Here is a 10,589-nt window from a genome sequence, read left to right as displayed (position 1 = left end):
ATGCTGAGCGGCGGCCATCGGCTGCAGCACTATCTGGAAGGCGAACTGCGCCAGTGGGTCGAGGAGCGCAGCCGGGTTATCCGCGAGTGGATCGCCCAGGGGCGGATGGCGCCCGTCGACCCGCACCAGCTCCTGTTCACGATCTGGGCTACCACCCAGACCTATGCCGACTTCGCGCCGCAGGTGGCAGCCGTCCGCGGTGCCCCGCCCGACCCGGCCGCCCAGGAAGCGATCGCCCGCTCGCTGGCCGACTTCATCCTGCGCGCCTGCATCCCGTCACAGGCCCGCCCCGCCGCCTCGCTGGCCGGCCAGGGCTAGGTCCCTCACGCCGCGGAAGCCGCCGCCCGGTGGCCGGCGCCCCGCCAGATCTCGCGCAGCCGATGCCAGGTCAGTGCGGCGAAGGTCGAGCTCAGCACCACCTGGACCGCCACCCCCACCGATTCCAGTACCTGGCCGAAATGGGTGTAGCCGGTGGCGGTCTCGACCGCCTCGGGCCCGGCGAACCAGCCGACCGGGATACTGATCAGCAGGGCCAGCAGCAGGCCCAGTCCGGTGCCGACCGCCACGGACAGGATCACCAGCACCAGGGCCGGCCAGCGGTTGCCGCGGGTGAGCTGGCTGCTGCGCCGCACCGCCGAGAGCGGCGGCAGATCCTCGACGATCGCGGCCGGCACTGCGACGATCCACAAGGTGGCCAGCCACAGGCCGGGCACCACGAACAGGACGAAGCCGATCAGGACGCCGATCGAGACGAGCAGGCTGGCGCCGAACACGCGCAGGGCCGCAGGGCCGGCGGCCCGGTAGGCCTCGGCCACGCCCAGCTCCCTTCCATCCGCCTGGGCCAGCACCACCCGGGTGACCGCCACCGCCGCCATGGCCGAGCCGCTCGCCTGGATGACGAAGCCCAGGATGTTGGCGAGATCGGACGAGGCGATCAGCCGGGCCGCCAGCATGTCCAGGCCGGTCGCGACGAACACGGCGATCCCCGCCAGGCCGAACAGTTGCAGCGGCCGGGTCAGCACGATCTGCAGGCCCTGGCGGATGATCCGGAACGGATACAGGCGGTCGGGGGCCTTCGCCGTTGCCATCAGTCCAACTCCCGCACGCGCGACCCGCCGGGATCTGAAGGGGATCGCCCGGGGCCGGTCAAGCCGTGGGCTGCGTGCGGCCGGGCCAGCCGGTGCAGGTGCAGCCAAGTCACGGTGACCAGCACCATGGACAGAATCGCGAAGCTGGTGAGCAGCAGGACCCGGAGCGCGTACCCGGGCAGGCCTCTCAGCCCGCCCAGCTCAGCCTCGCGCAGCAGCCCGCTGCCATGGAAGAAGGTGATCGACAGGGTCAGCCCGCGAACGGTCCACAGATCGGCCGCCATGTCGACCAGCCACAACAGGCCGAGCATGCCCAGATAGAGCGCCAGCACGCGCCAGCGCTGGCCCAAGGTCAGCCGGTAGCTGCGCTCGGCGGCGGCCATTGGGCCGAGCCTGCCCGTCACCGCCGCCGGCACGGCCACGAACCAGGCGGTCATCACCCAGAGCCCGGGCAGGACCAGGAGGAGCGTGGCCGGCGTCGCGACCAGCAGCGTGAGGCCCATGGCGCCCAGCCCGCGCAGCGTCCTGACCGCTCGCCGCTCTGGCCGGCTGCCGGGTGCGAGAGGGCGCTGCCCATGGCCACCCGCCACCTTCTCGACGACCAGGGCCCAGGCGAAGCCGGCCATGGCGAAGCTGGCCGCGACGTGCAGCGCCATGGCGACGTTCGGCCCGGCCAGGGCCGCCGTCAGCACCGGCACGCTGACCCCCAGCATCGTGCTGACGGCGATCAGGCCGAACAGGGTCCGGTGGTGGCGGGCGAGCGCCCGTCCCGTATCGCGCAGGACTCTCCGCAGGTCCAGCCGGGGGGCAGGCTCCCGTCCCGCCATCCGCTCATCCGACCGGCCGCCGGCCGCTCAGTACTGCACGCCCTTGGTGAGCGCGCCGTCGATCACCAGGTTGGTGCCGGTGGTGAAGCTGGAGGCCGGGCTCGCCAGGAACACCACGCCCTTGGCGATCTCCTCGGGCGTCGCCATCCGTCCGGTCGGGTTCAGGGCCAGCGCCTGCTTGAACAGCTCGGGGTTGTTGTTCTCGATCCAGTGCCAGACGCCGCCCTCGAAATAGGTGTTGCCCGGCGACACGCTGTTCACCCGGATCATCTTGGGCGCCAGCTTGTAGGCCAGGCCATGGGCATAGTGGATCAGCGCCGCCTTGAATGCGCCATAGGCCGGCCCGGTGAAGTCGATCTCCCGGCCGGACACCGAGCTGATCAGCACGATCGAGGGGTGCTTCGACTTTTCCAGATAGGGCATGGCCGCGTTCACCGTGTTCACGCTGTGCAGCATGTCCACTTCGAACTGCTTGCGCCAGGACGCCTCGTCGTCGGTCACCGCCAGGGCGGAGACGTTGGCGACCACGATATCGATGCCGCCCAGCACCTTGGCCGAGGCTGCCACCCAGCCTTCCAGCGCCGCCTTGTCGGCGACGTCCAGGTTCTGGCCGAAGGCGGTCACCCCTCGACGCTCCAGCTCAGCAACCGCTTCCAGAACTTCCCGGTCATTGCGTGCGCAGATGGAGACATGCGCACCCTCCGCCGCGAACGCATCCGCACAGCGCCGGCCGATGCCCTTGCTGCCCCCGGTCACGATCGCTCTTAGACCCTTCAGGCCGAGATCCATTGCGTTTTTCCCCCTGCTCTACACCTCGTCGAGATGTCCGCGGAAAGGGCAGGCGGATCAAGCGGCCTGAGGCGGTCCTCGTCAGCGCAGGCTGCCGATCGCCAGGGCCGGGCCGTCACCGAACTGGACCAGCTCGATCCCGCTTAGCGTGTCGCGCCCGTCCGTGCCCACGACCTGCCACAGGCCGCCGTTCAGCTGGTCCACTGTATAGCCAGCGCGCGCGCCGCTAAACTGGGCGAGGTCGCGGCCGGTCCCACCTTCCAGCCGGTCGTCGCCGGCCCCGCCCACCAGCACGTCGTCACCAGGGCCGCCGGCCAAAAGGTCATTGCCGGCCCCGCCGTTCAGCAGGTCGTCGCCATAGGCGCCACGCAGCACGTCCTGGCCATCGCCGCCATACAGCTCGTCGTCGCCGGCCCCGCCCAACAGCTCGTCATTGCCGGCACCACCTTCCAGCCGGTCGTCCCCCGAGCCGCCATCCAGGGAATCGTTGCCGGCCCCGCCCTGAACCAGGTCGTTGCCGAGCCCGCCGGCGAGCTTCAGGTCGTCGCCGTCCCCGCCGTGGATCACGTCGTCGCCCAGGCTGCCGAACACGTAGTCCGCTCCGGACCCGCCATCGAGAAAGTCGTTGCCGGCCCCGCCCAGCACCAGGTCGGTGCCGTCGCCACCATCCAGGATGTCGGCGCCGAGGCCGCCATCGACCCGGTCATTGCCGGCATCGCCCCGGATCCAGTCGTTGCCCTCGCTGCCGGCCAGCTGGTCGTTGCCGGCCCCGCCGCGGATCACGTCGTCGCCGCCCTTGCCGAACACGAGGTCGGCGAAGGGCGAGCCCAGGAACTGGTCGTCCCTGTCGGTGAGCCCGCCGAGAAAAGCCTGGCCGGGCGCACCCGCCGGTGGCGTGGCACTGACGAAGTCGCTGCCGTTCCAGCGATAGGCGCCGTCGTCCAGGTAGAGATGCTCGATCGTGCCGCCGGCATACTGGTCGCCCAGCAGGACCTGGGCGGTGCCGCCGCCAGCGCGGGCGAAGTCGATGCGCAGGGACTGGCCGTCCCGGCCGAAGGTCAGGTCGGCCAGGCGCAGCCCGTCCAGCACCAGCCGGTCGGTGCCGGCCTCGTCGAACAGCACCGCGTTGTCGATCGTCCGGGTCAGGCGATAGACGTCGTTGCCGGCACCGCCGGACAGGCCGTCCGTGCCGGCGGTCGCGATCAGCAGGTCGGCACCGGCCCCGCCCATCAGCACGTCGTTGCCGGCACCGCCGTCCAGATGGTCGTCACCGGCCCCGCCCCGGATCAGGTCGGCACCGCCCGTGCCGAGCAGGCGGTCAGCCTCGCCGCTGCCGGTAAGCCGCAGGCGCTCCTCGCCGGAGAAGGTCTCCCTGTTCGCGACCTCGGTGCCGTTCGCCAGGTAGACCCGCGGTGCGGTGCTGCCATTGCTGTGGATCGTCTGGCCGTTGGTGCCGTAATGGACCAAAAAGGCCGGGTCGGCCGTGCCGCCCGGGCCGGTGGCCACGGTCAGCCGCACGCTATCGGCGGCGATGCCGCTCGGAAGGGTGACCAATCACCTGCTCCGCTGCTGTTTTCCGGAAAACGCGATCCATCACGGCCCGGCTACCCCAAGGGGCTGATCAGCGCAACGGTAGGCGGCAGGAATGACGCAGCGGCCGGGTCGCCTGCCGGTTGACCAGCTTCTGCCCATTCCTGGACACGCAGCGGTCGTGGCACCGCGCCAGCGCTATCGGCGCGGTTCTTGTATGGTTGCGCCTCACCGTCGCCACGCTGCGGAGGTGCCTCTTGGTCGAGTTGACGCTGCCGGCCCTGCCGCAACCGGTCGGGCTGGACCTCCGCCTCTCATCGACATGCAGCGCGACTTCCTGAAGCCCGGCGGGTTCGGAGAGACGCTCGGCAACGACGTGAGCCGGCTCACCCCGGCCGTGCCGAACTGCTGTGTGCTGGAGGTGGCACGCAGGCAGGGCCCTTCACCCTCGCGGGGGCTGTGCTCGGCTTCTTCGGCCTCATGCACGGCGAGGCGATCGGCATCTGCATCGACCTTGGCGTCCGTCCCGCTGCCACCCTGGCCTATCTCCTCACTGCCTCCTTCTTCTACGGCCTTCTACGGCAGCGCCCCGCTACGGCAGCGCCGTGGCGATGCGTGACGAGGAGCCGGTCCATGGCTCAGCCGGCCGAGTAGAGGCGCCCGCGCTCAATTTTCAGGGCCGCTGCGGTGGTGAAGCGGGGGAGTGGGACGAAGGTTCACCCGGATCCGAAGGAAGAGGAGCCTGCTGCTTGCCTTCCTCCTCATCCACCTTCGGCATTGGGAACGGTACCGCCTCGCGCATCCGCTCCTCGGTCCAGTAGCTCTCCTGGCCGTCTTGGTCCTGCGGACGGGCCTCCTGGTCCTCCGGGGCGGCGGGTGCCCCCGGATCGGGAGGTGCCGCCGTCCCGGCGAGAACGACCGAGAGGACCAGCATGGTCCAGCTCCGGCGAGGCTTCTGCCTGATCTCCGATCGGGTCATGCTGGCTTCGCCCTTCCGATGAGGCTCGACGTGATCCGGCCACGGACCTGGGCGCAAGGCGTCTTCCGCCTCGCGCCCAGGTCCGGACATGTCACCGGCAGGCGCCGGCACGGGCGCAGGCCAGGTTCCAGATCTGGACCCACTCGTTGTTCAGGATCGAGCTGCCGAGATAGTCCTGGTTGCGGTTACCCGGCTGGTAGGAGGTGATGCCGACGATCTGCAGGCTGTTCGCCGGCTGGCCCGACGAGGGGATTCCCCAGTCCAGGACCCAGGGGCCGCCGCTGGCGCCACCTTCGTGGTAGGAGCCGGCCTCGACCGCAGGGCCGCGCGACCGGTTGACCAGGGTGTTGGTCTGCTGGAGGACCTGGCAGGAGTCGAGGTTGCAGGGATAGCCCAGGATGGTGACGTGCTTGTTCAGGACGGCGTTGGTCCGCCATCCGAGCCAGCCGAGCGAGGCGCCGATCCTGCCCTTGCCGCGGCAGGGCTTGTTCGCTGCCACCAGCACGCCGAAATCCGCCCGGTTGGGCAGCACGCCATTGCCGTTCTGCCAGGAGCTGGTGACCGCTGCGTACTCCCAGCTGTAGCCGCCGCAGGGGCTGCTGCCGTTGTCGTGCCCGGGCACGAACATGAAGTTGCTGAAGAACTTCCGTGTGACTGGGTTGTAGAGGCAGTGCCCCGCGGTCGCGATCACCCGGTGCTGGACGATGGCGCCGGAGCAGACCGAGTCCTGACCGGTGTCGGTCCGGAAGAACAGCTTGCCGGTGGCCTGCCACGGATACATGCCCTTGAGCACGTTCATCGGCACGACGCGGGAGTTGGTGAACTCCTGGCGGGATGCGTTGGCCGCAGCCGGCGCCACGGCGTTGCTGGCGGACATCAAGGGCATAGCTTGGTGCAGCAGCACGTCCGGCATGGCCTGGCTGCCCGGCTGGACCGGGATGCCCGGCTCACTCGAGACCGAAGAAGCCATCGACGAGAAGGCGGAAGCCTGTGCCGGAGTCTGGACGATGCTGCCGAGCCCCGGGGCGTTCGGAAGGGTCATGGGCTTCGCACTGCGCATGCGCCCGGGTGTCCAGTAGGGAGCCGCCGCCGAGGCGGCACGGATGGCATTGGCTTCATTATTGGTGATGGTCGCGACGGCGGCAGCCTGCTTGGGGCTCGCGGCCAGGACCAGAACCGAGGCACCTGCCGCCATGCTCAACAGCAGGCGCGACCTGAGACGATGAACCATTGTTTCCTCGCGAAGCCTGAGGAACCGTCTTCTGCCTTGCCGTGCCGGAGTTCATGCACGGTATTGGAGAGACCTTGTCGTTCCTCTGCCTTATTGAACGAGGTCATGGTATTCGCGTGCAGGCGTTGAAGCTGGTGATTTCGGTCACCGGCCTGGAGTGACAGAACAACGGGATGGTGACATCGGTCACATCATCCCGATCTCTCCTAAACTCGCGGCGGTCTTCCGCGGCGCTGTCGGCCACAATTCAGCGCCAGCTCCGATCTGGCCCGTTCCTGTGCTCTGCCGGCTTCGATGTCGCCTCTTACCTGAAGGGAACGGCGACCGCCTCGGTCGGCGCCACCGGCACCTGCTCGCCGATCCGGACGAGCCCGGCGTCGATCCGACGTCCGTCGGCCCGGCCGAACAGGTGGAGCTGGCTGGGGTCGAGACGGAGCAGGAGCGTGGCGCCCGGCGGGAAGGGCAGGCCGGGTGCCGTCGCCACGGCGAAGCCCCGGCCGTCCAGCCGGGCATGGAGGATGCGGGTGGCCCCCAGCTCCTCGACCAACTCGAGGGGCAGCTCCAGGTCGGCATTGTCCGGGCCGGTCGCCAAAAGCACGTGCTCCGGGCGGACGCCGAGCAGGACGGGCCCGGATGCGATTCGTTCCACAGCGATCGGCAGCGGGCCGAGTTCAGTGTGCAGCCGGCCGCTGGGCGCGATCTCGGCCTCGACCAGATTCATGGGCGGTGTGCCAATGAAGCTCGCGACGAAGCGCGAGGCCGGCCGGCCATAGACCTCCAGTGGAGTGCCGGCCTGCTCGATCCGACCGCCATTCATCACCACCAAAAGGTCGGCCATGGTCATGGCCTCGGTCTGGTCGTGGGTGACCAGCACCGAGGTGACGCCCAGGCGCTGGTGCAGCCGGCGCAGCTCCAGCCGCATCTGCACGCGCAGGGTGGCGTCCAGATTGGAGAGCGGCTCGTCGAACAGGAACACCCTTGGCTCGCGGATCATCGCCCGGGCCATGGCGACGCGCTGGCGCTGCCCGCCCGAAAGCTGACCGGGCTTGCGCTCCAGATAATCGGCCAGGCCCACCGAGGCCGCGGTCTCCCGCACCCGCCGCTCCCGCAGGGCCCGCGGCACGCCCGCCACCTCCAGCGGATAGGCGATGTTGCGGGCCACGGTCATGTGCGGATAGAGCGCGTAGTTCTGGAACACCATGGCGCAGTGGCGCTCGCGCGGCTCCTTGTCGTTCATCCGCTCGCCGCCGATGGTGAGTTCGCCGGAGGTGATTTCCTCGAGCCCGGCGATCATGCGCAAGAGCGTCGACTTTCCGCAGCCCGAGGGCCCCAGGATCACCAGGAAGCTGCGGGCCGGCACGCTGAGGTCGACGCCCTTGACCACCTCGTTGCCGCCATAGGACTTGCGCAGCGCGCGAAGTGTGATGTCGGCCATGATCTCGTTCCTCATTTCTCGGTCGCGACCAGACCCCGGACGAACCAGCGCTGCATCAGCATGACGACCAGCAGTGGCGGGGCCATGACGATCAGGGTGCCCGCCATGGCGATGTTCCACTCGGGCTCGCTGAACATGGACGGGATGAGCTGGCGCAGCTGCATGACCGCGGTGCCGTAGTTGGCGCGGTCGGTGGTCACGAGCAGCGGCCAGAGATACTGGTTCCAGGCATAGAGGAACATGATGGTGGCCAGTGCTGCCATGTTGGTGCGCGACAGCGGCAGGAGGATGTCGCGGAAGAAGCGCAACGGTCCCGCGCCATCCATGCGCGCGGCTTCCACCAACTCGTCCGGGATGGTCAGGAAATACTGGCGGTAGAGGAACGTCCCGGTGGCGGTCGCGACCAGCGGCAGGACCAGACCGGTGTAGGAATTGAGCAGGTTCCATTCCAGCGCCAGCTCGACCCCGGTCGCCAGCTGCCAGAGCCGGGCAAGGCCGGTGACCTCCAGGATGGTCTGCAAGGGTCCTAGTGCATTGGCCGCGACCGCATAGGTCGGGACGATCCGCACCTCCAGCGGCAGCATCAGCGTCACGAAGATCGCCCAGAATGCCAGCATCCTGAGCGGCCAGCGGAAGAACACGATCGCGAATGCGGTGAGTGCCGCGATGAATACCTTGCCGGCGGCCACCAGCGTCGCGACCAGCATGCTGTTGAACAGCTTCCAGCCGAGATCACCGCGCTGCCATACCGAGACCAGGTTCTCGATCAGGTGGCTGCCCGGCAGGAGCGGCAGGGGCGACGTGTTCACCTCCTGCAGGTTCAGGCTGGCCGCGACGACCACCAGCCAGAGCGGCACCAGCGCGATCACGAGACCCAGCAGGAGGATCAATTGGGTCACGATGTCGAGGATCGGGGTACGTTCGATCATCGCCGGCACCTTCAGCTGTAGTGGATCCGGCGTTCCACGAAGCGGAACTGGATGAAGGTCAGGGCGATCACCAGGATCATCAGGATGATGCTCTGGGCAGCCGCGCCCGAATAGTCGAGGCCTTTGAAGCCGTCGAAGTAGATCTTGTAGACCAGCAGCTCAGTCGCCTTGTTCGGCCCGCCCTCGGTGGTCAGGTCGACGATGCCGAAGCTGTCGACGAAGCTGTCGGTAAGGTTGACCACCAGCAGGAAGAAGATTGTCGGCGTGAGCAGCGGCAGCTGCAGGTCCCACATCCGGCGGAGCGGCCGCGCCCCGTCCATCGCCGCCGCCTCGATCACGCTCTTGGGGATCGACTGCAGCCCGGCCAGCAGGAACAGGAAGTTGTAGGCGACGTACTTCCAGCTGTAGGCGAGGATGATCAGGAGCATCGCCTGCCAGCCGTTCACGATCGGGTTCCACAGGCCCGGGAAGCTGTGGTTCAGGTACGCGATCATCCCGGCTTCCGGCGAGAGCAGGAAGCGGAAGGCCAGTCCGGCCGCGGGGGCCGCGATCGCATAGGGCCAGATCAGCGCCCAGCGGAAGCCGGCATGGCCCTTGAGCCGCCGGTCGACCGCGAGCGCCAGCAGCATGCCGAGCGTCATGGCGAGCAGGGTCGAGGCCAGCGCGAACACCACCGAGCGGCCGACCGAGTTCCAGTAGAGCGGATCGCCGAAGATCGTGCGGAAGTTTTCCAGGCCGACGAAGACGTTGCCGCCGCCCCAGGGCTGCTCCAGCGTGAATGCCCAGTAGAGCGCCGCCCCGGACGGCCAGTAGAAGAACAGCAGCACGAGCAGCAGCTGCGGGGCGGCGAGGGCCAGGGCGAGCGGCGTGTTGCGGAACCAAGCGCGCTTGTCCACCGGGTCGAACACTCCGGAAGAGTCGATGAGGACTGTGGTCCTGTGCTAGGCTGGCAGCTGGCGCCGGCCACGCCAGGAGGAGGTCCCGGGGTGCGCGTTGCGAACGGCAAATCTGCACGAACGAACCCGAGACCTCGATCAGGCTTGAGGTCAGGGCAGGGTCTTGCCCGCGTAGGTCTTCTCGAACCGGCGCAGGATCGCGTTGCCGCGCTCGACCGCCGCGTCCAGGCCCTCCTGCACCCCGGTGCTGCCGGCCAGGATGCCCGTCAGCGCGTCGCGGAACTCCTTGCGAATCTGCGGGTAGCCGCCCAGCCGGATGCCGCGGCTGTTGGCGGTGGGCGGGGTATAGGACAGGGACTCGATCGCGATCTCGCGGCCCGCAAACGGCGGCTCGTCGTAGAAGCCCTTGTCCTGCATGTACTCGTAGCCGGAGTTGGTCACCGGGATGTAGCCGGTCACCGTCGACCACCACTCCGCCTGCTCGGGCTTGGCGATGAAGGCGAAGAAGGCTGCGGCCGCCGCGTATTCCTCGTCCGAATGGCCGGCCAGGGCCCAGAGCGAGGCGCCGCCGACGAAGGAGTTCTTGCGCTCGGTGCCTTCCCAGACCGGCAGGAGCGCCACACCCCAGTTCGTGCCGGCGGGGATGGTCTTGCCGACCGTGCCGTGGTCGGCGATGGACGACTGCATCATCATGCACTCGCCCTTCATGAAGGACTGCAGGCGCGCCTGGCCGTATTCCTTGAGCTGGAACAGGCCCTCGTCGGTCATCCGCTTGAAGAAGGCGACGTGGTCGACGAACTTGGTCTGGTTGACCACGAGCTCGGCATCCAGCCCGTCATAACCATTGTTCTTCGTCGCGATCGGCAGGTCGTGGACCGCGGAGAA

11 protein-coding genes and 1 pseudogene are annotated in these 10,589 nt (G+C 68.6%); 2 read left to right on the top strand and 10 right to left on the bottom strand.

Features of this window, described 5'->3' with window-relative positions; all coding sequences use genetic code 11:
- Positions 1 to 318, top strand: a 318-nt coding sequence (locus tag EQG76_RS06620; RefSeq protein ID WP_200840606.1) for a TetR family transcriptional regulator C-terminal domain-containing protein, incomplete at its 5' end; no start/stop codon positions are given.
- A 5-nt stretch (positions 319 to 323) separates the two neighbouring features.
- Here EQG76_RS06620 and EQG76_RS06615 read toward each other — a convergent pair.
- The 4 genes from EQG76_RS06615 to EQG76_RS06600 form a co-directional block, all read right to left on the bottom strand.
- Positions 324 to 1,088 (bottom strand): glycerophosphoryl diester phosphodiesterase membrane domain-containing protein, encoded by a 765-nt coding sequence (locus EQG76_RS06615; protein ID WP_159711737.1) that lies wholly within the window; start codon positions 1,086 to 1,088, stop codon positions 324 to 326.
- Positions 1,088 to 1,915 (bottom strand): hypothetical protein, encoded by an 828-nt coding sequence (locus EQG76_RS06610; RefSeq protein ID WP_159711735.1) that lies wholly within the window; start codon positions 1,913 to 1,915, stop codon positions 1,088 to 1,090. The genes EQG76_RS06615 and EQG76_RS06610 overlap by 1 nt, the downstream gene beginning before the upstream one ends.
- A gap of 27 nt (positions 1,916 to 1,942) precedes the next feature.
- The gene (locus tag EQG76_RS06605; RefSeq protein ID WP_159711733.1) at positions 1,943 to 2,704 is read right to left on the bottom strand and encodes an SDR family NAD(P)-dependent oxidoreductase; all 762 of its coding nucleotides are present in this window, start codon (positions 2,702 to 2,704) and stop codon (positions 1,943 to 1,945) included.
- An 81-nt stretch (positions 2,705 to 2,785) separates the two neighbouring features.
- On the bottom strand, positions 2,786 to 4,258 hold the full coding sequence (locus EQG76_RS06600) for a calcium-binding protein (protein ID WP_159711731.1): 1,473 nt from the start codon (positions 4,256 to 4,258) through the stop codon (positions 2,786 to 2,788).
- A 193-nt stretch (positions 4,259 to 4,451) separates the two neighbouring features.
- Here EQG76_RS06600 and EQG76_RS33295 point away from each other — a divergent pair.
- Positions 4,452 to 4,673: pseudogene (locus tag EQG76_RS33295) on the top strand (hypothetical protein); the annotation flags it as partial.
- 234 nt (positions 4,674 to 4,907) lie between these two features.
- On the opposite strand, the gene EQG76_RS06590 reads toward EQG76_RS33295, so the two are convergent.
- The 6 genes from EQG76_RS06590 to EQG76_RS06565 form a co-directional block, all read right to left on the bottom strand.
- A complete protein-coding gene (locus EQG76_RS06590) occupies positions 4,908 to 5,168 on the bottom strand; it encodes a hypothetical protein (protein ID WP_159711729.1) in 261 nt (86 codons plus the stop codon).
- Positions 5,169 to 5,304: 136 nt separating this feature from the next.
- Positions 5,305 to 6,444, bottom strand: a complete 1,140-nt coding sequence (locus tag EQG76_RS06585; protein ID WP_159711727.1) for a trypsin-like serine peptidase — start codon at positions 6,442 to 6,444, stop codon at positions 5,305 to 5,307.
- 304 nt (positions 6,445 to 6,748) lie between these two features.
- The gene (locus EQG76_RS06580; RefSeq protein WP_159711725.1) at positions 6,749 to 7,879 is read right to left on the bottom strand and encodes an ABC transporter ATP-binding protein; all 1,131 of its coding nucleotides are present in this window, start codon (positions 7,877 to 7,879) and stop codon (positions 6,749 to 6,751) included.
- A gap of 11 nt (positions 7,880 to 7,890) precedes the next feature.
- Positions 7,891 to 8,808: an ABC transporter permease subunit gene (locus EQG76_RS06575; RefSeq protein ID WP_159711723.1), complete on the bottom strand. Its 918-nt coding sequence runs from the start codon at positions 8,806 to 8,808 to the stop codon at positions 7,891 to 7,893.
- Positions 8,809 to 8,819: 11 nt separating this feature from the next.
- Complete coding sequence (locus EQG76_RS06570) at positions 8,820 to 9,704, bottom strand: ABC transporter permease subunit (RefSeq protein ID WP_159711721.1); 885 nt, start codon at positions 9,702 to 9,704, stop codon at positions 8,820 to 8,822.
- A 150-nt stretch (positions 9,705 to 9,854) separates the two neighbouring features.
- Positions 9,855 to 10,589 (bottom strand): extracellular solute-binding protein (locus EQG76_RS06565; protein ID WP_159711719.1); only part of this gene is annotated, 735 nt, incomplete at its 5' end.

It is taken from the genome of Geminicoccus flavidas, assembly GCF_009806515.1.
GTDB lineage: Bacteria > Pseudomonadota > Alphaproteobacteria > Geminicoccales > Geminicoccaceae > Geminicoccus > Geminicoccus flavidus.
This window is presented reverse-complemented; position numbering and strand designations above follow the sequence as displayed.